The organism is Rhizobium centroccidentale, from assembly GCF_030182565.1.
Taxonomy (GTDB): Bacteria; Pseudomonadota; Alphaproteobacteria; order Rhizobiales; family Rhizobiaceae; genus Rhizobium.
On the sequence record NZ_JAQJCG010000015.1, the window covers coordinates 18,259 to 33,134 of the forward strand.

Here is a 14,876-nt window from a genome sequence, read left to right on the forward strand (position 1 = left end):
CCTTGGCAATATGATCGAGGGCGACCGGCCTCTCGGATAGCACGAACCCGGAAAGTTCAAGTCTGCATCGGTTGGCTCTCCACCAAGATGCGATTAATCAGAGAAAGCGGTCGAACAGGCTCGGCTTCGGGAACAAGCGGCCGCGCATATGGTTCGAACACAGGGAAGGGGCATCCACGACATGGGAGGATTGGATGCAGAATGTGATTGATGTGGAATTCAAAATGCTTTGGACCGCACCAGTCTACCTTGCGACCAGCAGTCGAGACGGCTGTCTGATCCAGGGGCCGGAAGACGCGATCCATTTCCTGTCACGAAGATGGCCTTGCGAACGAAGCAGTTCCTATGCGCATGCGACGGAAAAATGCGTTGCGGCGGTTTCGCACAAGATTCCCGTCGAGGCGTCGCGGGCAGCTTTTGTGATTGCCTGTCTCGACGCGCACCTGATGTCGGCAGGGAAGTCGTCATGAAGACCTGCGGTCTTGTCATCCCCAATGCCTGGTTCTCTATCGCATAGGCGTTTCGAAGGCCGATGACAAACATATCGTGGATCTCTGTCTCTGCCATGATTGGATCCTCCATTGGCTGCTCGTTCTCAAATCAGGGTGAATTGGCGTTGTTCCCGCTGCTTCTGTTGTCCTGGCGAATAGGGGGCGGCAGCATGCATTGAGCCCGGAATTTGACGGCATGGATGGTCGGGGAACCATGCCTGTCAAAGACCGTTCCCTTCCCAATGGAGGAAAACCCATGGCGCCAAGATCATTCTGGAAAGGCTATCTCAAACTGTCGCTCGTGACATGTCCGGTCGCCATGGCTCCGGCGACCACCGTTAACGAGAAGGTTCGGTTCCATACGCTGAACAGAAAGACGGGCAACCGCATCGTCAGCCAATATGTCGATTCCGTTACGGGTAAAGCAGTGGATGAAGACGATGAGGTCAAGGGATATGAGCGCGGCGAGAATGACTATGTCATGCTTGAGGATGAAGAGCTCGATGCCGTCGCTCTTGAAAGTACCAGAACGATCGATATCGAAATGTTCGTACTGCGCGACAGCATTGAATGGATCTGGTTCGATACGCCGCATTATCTGACGCCGAACGATGCGGTCGGCGAGGAAGCCTACAGCGTCATTCGTGATGCGATGGCTGCAAGCCGCATGGTCGGCATATCCCGGCTCGTCATGTATCGCCGCGAGCGTGCCGTCATGCTGGAACCGCGAGACAAAGGGATCGTCCTGTGGACCTTGCGATTTGGTGATGAGGTCCGGGATGAAAGGGATTACTTCGAAGATATCCATGCAAAATCGGTCGACACCAAACTGATGAAGCTCGTGGGAGAGCTGATAGACGAGCGAACGAAATCATGGGATCCCGGCATGGTTTCGGATCCCGTCCAGGACAAGCTTCTCGATATCATCGCCGCCAAGAAGAAGGGTCGCAAGCGCCCCGTAAGGGCAAAGCCCGAAGAGGCACCTGCCGCGGGCAATGTCATCAGCATCATGGATGCGCTTCGAAAGAGCCTTTCGCGGGAGAAGGGTGCCAAGAGAAGATAGTCTGCATCATGAGGTTTCCGCCGTGAAGACGGAGCCCGTCATGAGCCGCGCCTGCGCTTAGCGTCGGGCTGCTGCAATGGCTCTGCGGCTTTCCTGAACTCGGCCCAAGGATCGGAGCGAAGCGCGGCAAGCCGCGTCGGCACGTTGAGCACGGTGAAATAGTCGGGACCGATGGCAGGGCTCAATTCCTCCCAGGACAAAGGCATGGAGACGGCAGCTCCCGGACGAGCACGGGTCGAATAGGGAGCAACCGCAGTCGAGCCGCGCTGGTTTCGCAAATAGTCGATCAGGATCTTGCCGCGACGTTTCGATTTGGTAATGGTCGAAACATAGCGGCCGGGGCTGTCAGCGGCCATGGCGTCGGCGATGCCCTTGGTAAAGGCTTTCACGGCAGGCCATTCGGCTTTGGCGACCAAGGGGCAGACGATGTGCAGCCCTTTGCCGCCGGATGTCTTGACAAAGGGAACGAGACCCGCTCGTTTCAGCCGTTCGCCGGTCTCTTCCGCGGCGGCGATGACCTCTGTCCATGCGACATTCGGACCAGGATCGAGATCCATGATGATCATGTCAGGCTTTTCCCAATCGGCGACCATCGATCCCCAGGGGTGGATTTCGAGGACAGCGGCCTGTACGAGGCCGATCAGGCCGTTCAGGTCATTGATGCTCACATATGGCTCCTCGCCATGCGGGTCCTTTGCCAATGCGATGTTCCGGTTCATGCCCTTCCAGGCGTGCTTCTGGAAGAAATGCTGACCGCCGATCCCGTTCGGGCAGCGCACGAGTGCAAGCGGCCGGCCGACGACAAAAGGTCCCATGTAGCGCCAGACTTCAGTGTAGTAATCTGCAAGTCCGGCCTTTGTAACGCCCTCGTCCGGCCAATAGAGACGATCGCCATGGGTCAGGGAGATACTGGTTCGCGACTGGTTTTCAGTCGACGTTTTGGCGGCTGATTTCGGTGTTTCGCGAACGATGTCGAGAGGGTTCTTGTCCTCTCTCAAGCCACGGAAGGACGCATGACGTAGATGGCCATCAGCCGTCCAGGCCCGGAATTCGACTTCCGCTACTAGGTCGGGCCGTATGAAGCGCACGCCGCGATGTTCCTCTGCCGTCAGCCTGGATGCGAAAGGGCTTTCCTCCGCTTTCAGGCGGGCGAGCCTTTTGAAGAGCTGCTCGGCGACAGTGTGCGTGTATCCGGTTCCGACACGGCCGACATGCTGCAGCTTGCCATGCTCGTAGACGCCGAGAACCAGCGAGCCGATCGCGTTTCTCGATGTTGTCGACGGCACCCAACCGCCGATGACGAATTCCTGTCGGGACGAACATTTCGATTTGACCCAGCTCCTGCCGCGGCCGGAGCGATAGGGATCGCTGGCAAGCTTGGAGACGATCCCTTCCAGGCTCAACCGGCAGGCATGGCTCAACAGCAGATCGCCATTTTCGTCAAAATGGCTGCTGAAGCGGAGGATCCCGATTTCGGACGGGATGATCTTCTGCAGCAAGTCCTTGCGACTGACCAAGGGGCAGACGGTTAAATCGTAGCCATCGAGGTAGATGAGATCGAATGCGTAGAAGACGAAACGGTCGCTGCGCCCTTCGCTGAGGTCGGCCTGCAGGGCGGAAAAATCCGAGGCGCCGGCGGCCGGCTCGACGACCAGTTCTCCATCGATGATGGCTGTGCCGACGGGGAGCTCCTTGAAGGCGCTGATGATCTCCTTGCCGAATTTCTGCGTCCAGTCGAGGCCGCTGCGCGTCAGCAGCTTGACGCGGCCTGCCTCGATGCGGACCTCAAGCCGATAGCCGTCGAATTTGATCTCGTGAAGCCAGCGCTTGCCCGTGGGCGGCTTGGATACCAGTGTCGCCAGGGCAGGTTCGACAAATGCCGGCAGAGCAGCTTTCCTGACGCCCTTCAAGGCGGATGGCTCAATGGGTGTTGCATCGGCTTTCCGCTCAAATGCGGCTTTGCTCGGCCTCTCTTTACTCTTGTTCTTGTCGTTGAAGCTGTCGTCCCTGGATCGGGCTATCCTACGATCAATCTTGCCGGTTTTTGACGACCAGCCCGGCTTTTCGCCCGCGACCTCATCGATGACCCGTCCCGTCTTTGCCGATTCCGGTCGTTCCTCGAGAATATCGGGCGCACCCTCCGGGCGGGCCGCATCGTCCTCGCCTTTGATCAATAGCCAGTTTTCCCGCTTCTCACGCGGTTTTCCGGCCATGCGAATCAGGTGCCACCGGCCGCCGAGTTTCTTTCCGTGAAGCTCGAATTCGAGATGGCCCTTCGCCAAACCCTTGTGGGGGTCGCCAAGCGGTGTCCACGAGCCCTTGTCCCAGACGATGACGGTTCCGCCGCCATATTCGCCCTTCGGGATCGTGCCTTCGAAACCGCCATATTCCAGGGGGTGATCTTCGGTCTGTACCGCGAGCCGCTTCTCGCCGGCCACCAGACTCGGCCCCCTGGTCACCGCCCAGCTCTTCAGCACGCCATCCAATTCGAGGCGAAAATCATAGTGGAGCCGGCGCGCATCGTGCTTCTGAATGACGAAACTGTTGCCGGTCGATGCGGCCTTTTTTCTGCTCGCGCGGCCCTTTGGTTCCGATGTTCTGGTGAAATCGCGTTTGCGATTATAGATCTCCAACGCCATGATCAGCTCGCCTTGCGTTGTGTCCGCGAGGAAGATGCAGCATGCGACTTTGCTGCCTTGCCGGATGTCGCACCCGATTTCTTGGCGGAATGTCTGGCGCCTGCTTTGCCTTGACCAGCCATGCCGGCGCTCTGGCGCAGAGCCTCCATAAGATCGGTAACCTTGTCGACTTTCGCCGGCTTGCGTTGCGGGATCTTTTTGCCTTCGATCTTGGCTTTTACCAATTCGGCGAGCGCGGCCTCATAGCGGTCGTCGAATTCACTGGCATCGAAACTGCCTTTCTTGGTGGCGATGATATGTCTGGCGAGATCGAGCATTTCGCCCTTGATCTTCATATCGGGCACATCCGCGAAGGCTTCCTGTGTCGAGCGAACCTCATAATCGAAATTCAATGTCGTGGCGATCAGCCCCGCGCCATGGGCGCGGATCATCACTGTCCGAAGGCGGCGAAACAGAACGGTGCGGGCAATGGCGGCAACCTGCTTCTTGCGCATCCCTTCCCGGATCAGCGCGAACGCCTCTGCGCTCGCCGGAGCGGAAGGAGCTAGATAATAGGGCCGGTCGAAATAGACATCGTCGATTTCATCGCATGCCAGAAAGGCTTGTACGTGCAGGACCTTATCGCTTTCCGGCACCGCTGCGGCGATTTCCTCTGGCTCAAGGACGATATAATCGTCCTTGTTGAGTTCGTAACCCTTGACCTGATCCTCGCGCGGCACCGGTTTTCCGCTCGCACTATCGATGAATTCGCGCCTGACCCGGTTGCCGGTCGCCCGGTTCAGCGTGTGAAAGGAAATCCGTTCCGAGGTGGAAACTGCCGTATAGAGCGCAACCGGGCAGCTGACCTCCCCGAATTTGAGATATCCTTTCCATTGTGCACGCGGGCTCATGGCATGCTCCATTTTCAAGATGATATTCAAGGGTGCCGAAACGGCATTGTCCGCGGTTTCAGATGTCGCCGCTGCATGACTGGCCTGCTTTCCCGCTATTGGCCCGATATTGGATTGACGTCGTGCGCGACGTTCCCAGCCTTGCGCCTTGGGACAAATTTTCCCATTTGCCTAGCCAACTGCAAGCGATGTTCGAGCGTAGGCGTCGTATTCGCGGCCTGTGCTTTCAAAGCAGAACTGTTTCTGCAGCTTTTGCAGCTTCGGCCCGAGACCGGCTCGGCTGGACTCGACGATCATATCCTCCTTTGCCTTCTTCCTCAGCGTCTCATCACATTCATGATCAGCGACACTACGAAGAAGATGAGGAAGATAAAGAACAGGACCTGTGCGATGGACGCGGATGCGCCTGCTATGCCACCGAATCCGAGGGCACCTGCGATCAAAGCTACGACCAGAAATACCAGTGCATAATAAAGCATTTCGCTCTCCATTGGTTGGTGGAAGGAGAACGGAATTGTGAGCACTTTGTTCCGGCGGATACCGGGGAGCGTCACGCTGCAGCGGTTGCCTGTCTCGACCAAGCCTGCTCGCCGCCGCTGCCGGGCGGCGGCGGCTCGGCGGCGTCCAGATACATCTTTGCCGGTGCAGTCAGCACAAACCAAAGGCTGGCACCAAGCAGGAACGAGCCTGCGCCCTCATCACCGGCAGAGACACAGAAGGGGAAGATGACGGCGGTGAGCAAAACGGTCAGGCGTATCGCCCATTCCGTTTCACGCTTGCGGGTGGCTGTCGCCGCTAGCGTCCGATAGGACCGCATATCGTAAATCCGTTCTACCCGGCCCAGAGCCAATAGTCGCAGTGACGGAAGCGAAAGCATCAAGAGCGCGCCGAGCCCGAAAACGTAAATCGGACCGCTTAAAAACAGGCCGCTTGCCGACAGAAGGGCCAGAATGACGATGATGTTCCACAAAGGGGAGAGCTTCTGTGGAGAGTGGCCTGTCTGCCTGTGCCACAGCAGCATGGCTGCCGACCCGCCGCGCAGCAGCGGTCGATCAATGTAACGATTGAGAAATTCCATAATGCGCCCTTCCAAACCCGGCGTGGACAGACATCAGAAAAATCCGGCGCCAGCATGGCAAGATCGCAAATTCGATAGGGCAATTGAGCTTGCTCGATGTTTTTCTATTGCGAGACGGAGGAACTATCCGCGGTCAACAGGGTTCTCTGGCTGTCCACTTGGATTGAAGCAGGAAGAGGAGCCGTCTTTCAGCTAATCCGCCAGCACGGGATATCAACGACCCGGAAAGGTCTTATCCGTGAAACATCTTGATCAAGCCATCCATATCGCGCTCGAGGCTCATGAAGGGCAGACCGACAAGACGGGACGGCCTTTCTTTGAACATTGCCAACGCGTCGCGCTCCAGGTTTCCGGTGATGAGGCCCGCACTGTTGCCTATCTTCATGAGGTCGTTGAAAAGGGAAGAGGATGGACGCTCGATCGCCTGAAAGAGGAGGGCTTCCCGACAAGGATTCTATCTGCCGTCGATGCTTTGACGCGGCGGCCGGACGAGCAGGACGAGCAATTCATCCATCGTGCGGCAGCGAATGTGCTGGCTTGGCCCGTCAAGCGTGCCGACCTTGAGGACAATCTTTGGCAAAGCGAGCAGATAGGCAAGGACGCTGCAAAATATCAGCGCGGCTTGGACATCCTGCTCGAAATGGTGGGCCGAAAGTAGGCAACGGCTAAAGCGCGGTATTAAAATCCGCATGCTGAGCTCCTTCGGGAACCATAGTCCTTCTCCCATGTTGGGATCGTGGACTAGACGAGGAGCGCGATCATGGTTCTGAAAGCCTTAGCACTGAACGCAACTTTGAAAACCGGCTCCAGTGAACCATCCTCGACGGATCGAATGCTTTCTCTTGTGGGAGAGGCTCTCGCGAGGGAGAAGGTGGAGATGGCGACGATCCGTCTCGCCGACCATAATATTCTGCCGGGCGTCAAATCGAACGAGGGTGCGGCGGATGCATGGCCAGGAATCCGTCGTATGATCCTTGAGGCCGACATTCTGATCCTCGGCACGCCGATTTGGATCGGACAGCCATCGAGCGTGGCAAAACGCGCGTTGGAACGTATGGATGCCTTTCTGTCGGAAACGGACGAACGGCATAGGATGGTGTCGTACGGTCGCGTCGCCGCGGTGGTAGTCGTCGGCAACGAAGACGGCGCTCATCATGTATCCGCGGAAATCTATCAGGCCTTGAACGATGTCGGTTTCACGATCCCAGCCAACGCTGTCGTCTACTGGGTGGGGGAGGCGATGGGCAGCACCAATTTCATAGATCTGGATGCAGTTCCAGACAAGGTCACCAGCACGGTAAACATGCTGGCACGCAATACCGCCCATCTCGCCCGATTGTTGAACGAAAGCCAATATCCCGGCATCGGCAATTGATCTGCCGACGCCTGCCAAAGGAAGGATTGCGAGCCTCAGGGATCGCGGCCAAAATCCTTGCGGAGTTCGGTTTTTGCTTTCTCCAACGTTGCGCGCCGGGATTTCGAGAGCTGATCGCCCGCGCGATTGATATAGAAGTTCAACATCGACATGGCGGATCGAAACGGACTGGATTTGCGGCGGTTGCTCTTTTCAGCGGATTCTTTGAGTGAATCGGCAATTTTCTTGGCGCTGCGTTCGTTGAATACGCCTTTCTTCAGGTCCATGGCATCACTGGTCTCATTGACGCGCTGTGACCATTTCTTCGATTTACCTTTGGGCATTGCTGCATTCCTCGTTGAAATTCGCGGTGCCGCCAGCAACCCCGAAAGGCTGAGCTTGCCGGCGCTGGAATCCGAACAAGCGAGCTGCCGTCATGTTCCCCGTCATGGGGGCGAACATCGGCATCGGGCTGTAGATTTCCCCTAGGCAATCTTGAAGAGGCGACAGGCAGTATTAGTTTTGTGGCCAGAATCTGTCGCGCCTGACCGAAACAATGGTTGCCGAGGGAGCTGCCGATTGAGCGAAACCGAACGCGAGCTTCGCTATGCATCCTGGCATAAGGATGCTGTCATCTACCAACTCCATGTGAAGTCGTTCTTCGACGCCAATGGAGATGGATTTGGCGATTTCGCCGGATTGACGCGCAAACTGGATTACCTGGCATCGCTAGGTGTCAACACGATCTGGCTTTTGCCGTTTTATCCATCTCCCCGCCGTGACGACGGCTATGACGTGCTCGATTATGAAAGCATCAGCCCCGAATTCGGCACGCTCGACGATTTCAAGAGGTTCGTGGAGGCCGCCCATGCCCGCAGGATGCATGTCATTACGGAGCTGGTCCTCAACCATACTTCCGATCAGCATCCCTGGTTTCAGCGTGCCCGAGACGCGCCGGCCGGGTCGCCGGAGCGGGATTTCTACGTCTGGTCGGAGACCGACGACAAGTTCGCGGAAACGCGCATCATTTTCGTCGATAGCGAGAGATCCAATTGGACCTGGGACCCGGTTGCGAACGCCTATTTCTGGCATCGCTTCTATTCCCATCAGCCGGATCTGAACTATCACAATCCTGCCGTCATCGACGCGGTTTTGGATATCATGCGTTTCTGGCTCGATCTTGGCGTGGACGGCTTTCGCCTCGATGCCGTTCCGTATCTCGTGGAGCGAGAAAACACCAATAACGAGAATCTTCCTGAAACGCACAGGCTGCTGAAGCACATCAGAAAGACGCTTGAGGCGAGCCACCCCGGCGTCATACTCCTTGCAGAAGCAAACCAATGGCCAGATCAGGCGCGGGATTATTTCGGAACAGGGGACGAATGCCACATGGCCTTCCACTTCCCGCTGATGCCGCGAATATTCACCGCGGTTGCAATGGGAAATTCCCAACCGATCATCACCATGGTGCAGCAGACCGATGGCATCCCTGAGGAATGCCAGTGGGCCATTTTCCTCAGAAACCATGATGAGCTGACCTTGGAAATGGTCACCGAGGCCGAGCGCAATTTTCTTTGGGACACCTATGCTTCCGACGAACGCGCCCGATTGAATCTCGGCATCCGGCGCCGCTTGTCACCGCTCATGGATCAGGACCGGCGTCGCGTCGAGCTTCTCCACATGTTGTTGTTCTCCTTGCCCGGGAGCCCGGTGCTTTACTATGGCGATGAGATCGGCATGGGCGACAATGTCGATTTGGGAGATAGAGATGGTGTTCGCACACCGATGCAATGGTCCAGCGGCAAAAATGCCGGATTTTCGGGCGGCGATCCGAAGACCCTCGCACTGCCGCTCATCGATAATCCCCGTTTCGGCTTCCAGGTGATCAATGTTGCCGCACAGGAGAAGGACCCGCATTCGCTTCTGAACTGGGTCCGTCGCATCCTGGCAATCCGATCGGCGCATCAAGCCTTCGCAAGGGGCGCGATTTGCTTTGTGAGTACGGAAAACCCGGCCGTCATCGCATATGTTAGAGAATATGACGGTGAATGTGTTCTCTGCGTCGCGAACCTGTCAAATATCGCTCAGGCTGCCATGCTCGACTTACATCCATATTCAGGCAGTCGTCCCAAGGAGCTGTTTGGGAAGACGGCATTTCCGGCTGTGGGCAAGCATCGTTATCCGATTATGTTTCAGCCCTACGGTTACTTCTGGTTTCAGCTGAAGCCCCGATCGAGGTGAGGCTTCCAGCCATCAAAGCACGGTCGGCTCCCCCTTGTTCCCCCATTTGAGAATGCTAGCTCTGGTCGCATGACGATCTTCGATTCATTCGGCGGCGACCGACCCAAAGGCTTACCCCAAGATGTTGCGACCAATGGCCGGGAACGGATTAGGCGCGCCTGGCCGAGTTCAACGCGCCGTCTGCGGCTACATAGGGCGGAAGTTCCAGATTAGAGCGGAAATCGTCTCCGACATAATCGGTGGCGATGATCGACCGCCGCCGCAATTCGGGCAGTAGCCCGTTCACCAGCAGATCCTCCTGATCCGGATTGCCGAAGCCATGCAGGGAGAGAACATCAAGAATGCCGCTCCGATAGCGCTCCTCGATCGCATCGGCAAGCTGCTCCGGCGTGCCGGCAACCGACCAGTGGCCCGTTTCCTGCGCCTGAATGATGAGCTGCCGCAGGGTCAGTCCCTCACGCGCATAGCGGCGGAAAATTTCCACGCGTCCGCGCCGCCGGTTGATGCTGGTGACCTCGGGCAGGAGCGTTTCCGGCAGGGGCTTGTCGAGAGGCAATTCGGATAGATCGAGATCGCCGCCGAGCATATCAGCCAGTTTCAGGCGCCCTTGTTCGTAGTCGATCCGCTCGTGCTTCTCCTTCAGGCGTCTTGCGACATCCGCATCGGAATCGCCGATCACCGAATGGAAGGAATTCATGATGAAGGGGAGGCCGGCTGCGCGCCCGAAGCTTGTCGCGCGACGCCGCAGTTCCGTGGCGAAAGCGATGGCATCCTCGAGCTTGGGCTGCGAGGTATAGACCACCTCGGCATATCGTGCGCCGACGGTGACACCGGCTTCCGACTGGCCCGCCTGAAACTGGACGGGGCGGCCCTGCGGCAAAGGCGGCACGTTCAAGGGACCGTCGACCTGGAAATGCTTGCCGCGATAGTTAATCGGATGGAATTTTGCCGGATCGATCCCGATTGCACCAGACGCCTTGCGTTCGGCGGCATTGCGTTCATTGGCATCATAAAGCGCATTGACGATTTCGATGAATTCAGCAGCCCGCTCATAGCGTTCCTCCGGGCTTGGTAACGTCTCGCCGAAATTCTCTTCGCCGACGGAGGAGGTCACGGCATTCCAGCCGGCGCGCCCGCCGCTTGCATGGTCGAGCGTGCCGATCTGGCGAGCCAGATTGTAGGGATAGTGAAAGGTGGTGGAGACGGTGGCGATCAGACCGATGTGTGAGGTCACCTGGCTCAAGGCGGCAAGAGCGATGATCGGCTCCTGAATGCCGGCGGTTCCGGCAAGTCCCGCCGGGTCGATATGGAGCAGGTCGGCCGTGAACAGCCCGGTGATCTTTTCCGCTTCCGCCTTACGGGCGAGCTCGACGGCACGCTTGATGCCGGTGACGGGGCTTGTGTCGTTTCCGGCGGAAATGACGCTGCTCGCTCCGGTCAATGTCTTCAGGCGTCGGGGACGATTGTGGGTCATCGCGAATTTCCTTGATCGTTTGAAATTCCGGCCTCGGCCGGTGTTGGAATTGTGCTTTTCAGGGCAGGGCCGGAACCGCTTCCAAAAGCGTGCGAGTGTAGCTGTGATGTGGCCTGGTGAAGACATCCTCCACCGCGCCCGCTTCGACGATCCGTCCCTCCTTCATTACGAGAACACGGTCCGTCAGGTGATGGACGACGCCGAGATCGTGGGAGATGAAGAGGAGCGACGTTCCGGAGGCCGCTTGAAGTTCGGCCAGGAGATCGAGCACCTGCGCCTGCACCGATACGTCGAGCGCACTGACCGGCTCGTCGGCCACGAGAAGACGCGGGCGCGGTGCAAAGGCGCGTGCGATCGCGACGCGCTGACGCTGGCCGCCGGAAAGCTCGCGTGGATAGCGCATCAGGAACGCCTCGCTCAGACGAACCGAGTCAAGCACCTCGAGTACGCGTTCGCGGCGCGCTGCGCCGAAGATGCCGGCGCTATCGAGGCTTTCGCCGATGATCTTCTCGACCGTATAGCGGGGGTCGAAGGAACTGAGCGCATCCTGCGCGATGAGCTGCATGCTGGAGCGCCTGGAGCGACGCGCGGCCTCTGTGACATTGCTCCAGCCGCCGCCGTCAAGACGAACCGATCCGTGATCCGGTTCGACCAGGCCGAGAACGATTTTCGCGACCGTCGTCTTGCCGGAACCGGATTCACCGACGATGCCGAGGGCTTCGCCGGCTGCGAGGTCGAAGGAGACGTCGTTGACGGCGAAGATGCCGCCCGATCCGCCATAGCGTTTGACGAGATTGCGGGCTGACAGAATGTGGTCGTGGCGATCGATTGCTTTTGCAGGCAGGGGGACGCGTTGCCATGCATTTGGCCTAGGCGCGGCTTGCACCTGCTCGCTCTCCGCTTGTGTGACGGACGCCGGCGATAGCCGGAACCCCTTGGAGGCGGCCGAAGGCACGGCATCCAGCAATTGCCGTGTATAGGGATGGCGAGGGGTCTTCAGTATCTGTTCTGTTGAACCCTCTTCGACAATCCGGCCGTTGTTCATGACGAGCACGCGATCGGCAAGATGCGAGACGACGGCAAGATCATGACTAATCAGGAGAAGCGTATGGCCGGCCTTGCGCCGTTCGAGTAGCAGGTCGAGGATCTGCTTTTGAACCGTCGCATCCAGCGCCGTCGTCGGCTCGTCGGCGATCAGCAGTGAAGGCCCGCGTGCTATTGCCGTGGCGATGAGAGTGCGCTGGCGCAAGCCGCCCGAAAGCTGATGCGGGTATTGCGGCAGCCGCCGATCCGGATCGGGGATGCCGACCGACTGCAGCAGCAGGCGGCTGTCTTCGCGTCGATCGGGGCGGCGAAAGAGACTGCGCCCGCCGAAGGCGTCGGACAGTTGCTGCGAAATCCGTCTCAGCGGGTCGAGGGAGATGAGGGCATCCTGAAGAACGAAGCCGATTTTTTCGCCGCGAAGGCGCTGCCATTGCCGTTCATCGAAGTCGCGAACATCGTTTCCGTCGATATCGAAACGGTCGGCGCCGACAACAGCATCCGGCCCGGCCAAGCCGATGATCGAGCGCGCCGTCACCGATTTACCGGAGCCGGATTCTCCGACAAGCGCGACGGCTTCGCCCTTGTCGATCCTCAGGTCGATGCCGTGGACCACCCTATTGTCGCGGCCGTCCCGAGGAAAGCCGATCGTCAGATTGCGGATGTCGAGTACCGGGGTCACGATGGCCTCCTGCCTTCAAATGCAAGTTGCCAGCGTCTTCCAAGCACGCTTATGGAGATGACCGTCAGCGTAATGGCGAGACCTGGCCAAACGCCGATCCACCACGCCACGCGAAGATAATTGCGTGCCTCCGCCAGCATTGCTCCCCATTCCGGGGCGGGTGGCTGCGGACCCATGCCGAGAAAACTGAGGCCTGCGGCCTGTATGATCGTGGTCCCGAGACCGATCGTTGCCAGGATGGGCACCTGGGCCAGCGCATGCGGCAGGATATGGCGGGCCACCAACACGCTGCGTCTCAGCCCGAATGTTCTTGCCTGCTCCACATAACCGCTTTTGGCGATCACGAAGGTCTGCGCGCGCACGACCCTTGCAAAACGCGGCACGGAGGCAAGGCCGAGCGCGAAGATGAGGTTGATCGTGCCGGGTCCTGTAAAGGAGATCAGCACGAGAGCCAAAAGCAGGTCCGGGAATGATGAAATCACGTCCAGAAAGCGCGAGATGGCCTCGTCGACGAGACCGCGGGCAAGGCCCGACAGAAGCCCGAGAAAGGCTCCGGCGATCGCCGCGATGGCTACGGCGCTGACGCCGATGAGGATGGAGTAACGCGCGCCGTAAACAACCCGCGAGAAGACATCTCTGCCGAGATGATCCGTGCCGAACCAATGTTGCGTCGACGGCGGCAGTTGCGCCTGCAAGGGATCGGCGGCGATCGGATTGGCAGCGGTCAGAACTTGCGGCCAAATGGTGGCGAGCGCCACTAACAGCAGGAAAATCGCCGAAAGGGCAACCCCAGGATTTGCGACGCGCCAATAAAGTCGCTGTTGGCGCTGATCGGTTTCCTGTTCGGGAGACGAGGAGACGCTCAATGGCCGGCCTCCGCATTCTGATTGCGCAGGCGGGGGTCGAGCAGAAGGTAAAGCACATCGACCAGCGTGCTGAGCATGACGTAGATGAAGGCCGACAGGATGGCGACGGCGAGCACGACTGGCAGGTCATGCGCCAGCACGGCGTCGACTGTAATCCGCCCAAGCCCGGGTCTGCCAAACACCGCTTCGGTGATGACGGCGCCGGACAGCAGATTGCCGACGAGCCAACCGGCAAGCGTCACGGCGGGAAGTGCGGCGTGCCGCAAGCCGTGACGCAGCCTCAGCACGAAGTCATTGGCGCCCCAGCTCTTTACCGTCAGCATGAAGGGTTCCTCCAAGGCCCGTTCGAGCCCTTGGCGAAGCACCTGTCCGATGACGGCGCCGAGCGAAAGACCAAGCGATAGGGCCGGCAGGACCAGCGCCGAAAACGTCCGGTCACCGGCGACCGGAAAGATCTTCAGCGTGAATGAAAAGACGAACAGCAAGAGGATGCCGAGCCAGAAGGACGGCGTCGAGATGAGGATCAGTTCAAGACTGCCCGCGATGCTGCGGGGCAGGTGCTTGCCGGCTGTCAGCAGGGCGCTGGCAACGGCAAAGACCAAGGCGACGACAAGGGCAGCCGCAGTAAGCTTCAATGTCGGCAGCATCTGCGATAGAACGAGGCCGGAAACATCCGTCTGCAGGATATAGGACCGTCCGAAATCGCCATGCAGAATACGCTGGAGATAGGTCAGATATTGCGTCAGCAACGGCTTGTCCAAGCCCCATTCAAGGCGGATGGCCGCTTCTACCTCCGGCGTTCGCAATTGCTCGCCGATCAACAGGCTGACAATATCGCCGGGCGCCAGATGAATGCTGATGAAGCTCAGTGTCACCGCCGCCCATAGGACCGCGATGGCCGATCCAATCCGCACGAGGATCTGCGATGTCAGGCTGTTGCGCTTCAGCCGGCGCCTGCGCGAAAACCAGGCCGAAGGGTTCTGGTCGAAAGCCGTCGTATTGTCAGCGGTCATGCTCGGTCACTCCTCCACCGTCCCAGAACATTTGCGTTGCCGGG

General features: G+C 58.7%; 13 protein-coding genes and 1 pseudogene. 5 read left to right on the plus strand and 9 right to left on the minus strand.

Translation table 11 applies throughout. The features are described from left to right. The first annotated feature begins 194 nt into the window (after positions 1-194). Positions 195-470, plus strand: coding sequence for a DUF982 domain-containing protein (locus PH562_RS19555; protein ID WP_285174958.1), 276 nt, complete (start codon positions 195-197; stop codon positions 468-470). 277 nt (positions 471-747) lie between these two features. Further along, complete coding sequence (gene ku, locus PH562_RS19560; protein ID WP_285174959.1) at positions 748-1,554, plus strand: non-homologous end joining protein Ku; 807 nt, start codon at positions 748-750, stop codon at positions 1,552-1,554. A gap of 38 nt (positions 1,555-1,592) precedes the next feature. On the opposite strand, the gene ligD is transcribed toward ku (PH562_RS19560), so the two are convergent. The 4 genes from ligD to PH562_RS19580 form a co-directional block, all read right to left on the minus strand. Beyond that, complete coding sequence (gene ligD, locus PH562_RS19565) at positions 1,593-4,193, minus strand: DNA ligase D (protein ID WP_285174962.1); 2,601 nt, start codon at positions 4,191-4,193, stop codon at positions 1,593-1,595. A gap of 2 nt (positions 4,194-4,195) precedes the next feature. Next, positions 4,196-5,083 (minus strand): non-homologous end joining protein Ku, encoded by an 888-nt coding sequence (ku, locus tag PH562_RS19570; RefSeq protein ID WP_285174963.1) that lies wholly within the window; start codon positions 5,081-5,083, stop codon positions 4,196-4,198. A gap of 317 nt (positions 5,084-5,400) precedes the next feature. Continuing rightward, on the minus strand, positions 5,401-5,562 hold the full coding sequence (locus PH562_RS19575) for a DUF1328 domain-containing protein (RefSeq protein WP_069615659.1): 162 nt from the start codon (positions 5,560-5,562) through the stop codon (positions 5,401-5,403). Positions 5,563-5,633: 71 nt separating this feature from the next. Beyond that, positions 5,634-6,161, minus strand: a complete 528-nt coding sequence (locus PH562_RS19580; RefSeq protein WP_113228826.1) for a hypothetical protein — start codon at positions 6,159-6,161, stop codon at positions 5,634-5,636. A 238-nt stretch (positions 6,162-6,399) separates the two neighbouring features. On the opposite strand from PH562_RS19580, the gene PH562_RS19585 reads away from it, so the two are divergent. After that, a complete protein-coding gene (locus PH562_RS19585) occupies positions 6,400-6,819 on the plus strand; it encodes a metal-dependent phosphohydrolase (protein WP_285174965.1) in 420 nt (139 codons plus the stop codon). 102 nt (positions 6,820-6,921) lie between these two features. Then, positions 6,922-7,536, plus strand: a complete 615-nt coding sequence (locus PH562_RS19590; protein WP_285174967.1) for a flavodoxin family protein — start codon at positions 6,922-6,924, stop codon at positions 7,534-7,536. A gap of 35 nt (positions 7,537-7,571) precedes the next feature. Here the strand turns inward: PH562_RS19590 and PH562_RS19595 are convergent, their stop codons facing one another. Next, positions 7,572-7,859, minus strand: a complete 288-nt coding sequence (locus PH562_RS19595) for a DUF3175 domain-containing protein (RefSeq protein ID WP_113228829.1) — start codon at positions 7,857-7,859, stop codon at positions 7,572-7,574. Positions 7,860-8,094: 235 nt separating this feature from the next. On the opposite strand from PH562_RS19595, the pseudogene treS reads away from it, so the two are divergent. Further along, a pseudogene (gene treS, locus PH562_RS19600) lies at positions 8,095-9,741 on the plus strand (maltose alpha-D-glucosyltransferase); the annotation flags it as partial. 163 nt (positions 9,742-9,904) lie between these two features. Here the strand turns inward: treS and PH562_RS19605 are convergent. Genes PH562_RS19605 through PH562_RS19620 form a run of 4 tightly spaced genes read right to left on the minus strand, consistent with a single transcriptional unit; the run spans position 9,905 to position 14,832 of the window. Further along, a complete protein-coding gene (locus PH562_RS19605; protein WP_285174971.1) occupies positions 9,905-11,230 on the minus strand; it encodes an NtaA/DmoA family FMN-dependent monooxygenase in 1,326 nt (441 codons plus the stop codon). 58 nt (positions 11,231-11,288) lie between these two features. Beyond that, a complete protein-coding gene (locus PH562_RS19610) occupies positions 11,289-12,953 on the minus strand; it encodes a dipeptide ABC transporter ATP-binding protein (RefSeq protein WP_285174973.1) in 1,665 nt (554 codons plus the stop codon). Then, entirely contained in the window at positions 12,950-13,819 is an 870-nt protein-coding gene (locus PH562_RS19615; RefSeq protein WP_285174975.1) for an ABC transporter permease, read from the minus strand. Before PH562_RS19615 ends, PH562_RS19610 begins: the two co-directional genes overlap by 4 nt. Next, complete coding sequence (locus tag PH562_RS19620) at positions 13,816-14,832, minus strand: ABC transporter permease (protein ID WP_285174977.1); 1,017 nt, start codon at positions 14,830-14,832, stop codon at positions 13,816-13,818. The genes PH562_RS19615 and PH562_RS19620 overlap by 4 nt, the downstream gene beginning before the upstream one ends. Between the last annotated feature and the right edge of the window lie 44 nt (positions 14,833-14,876).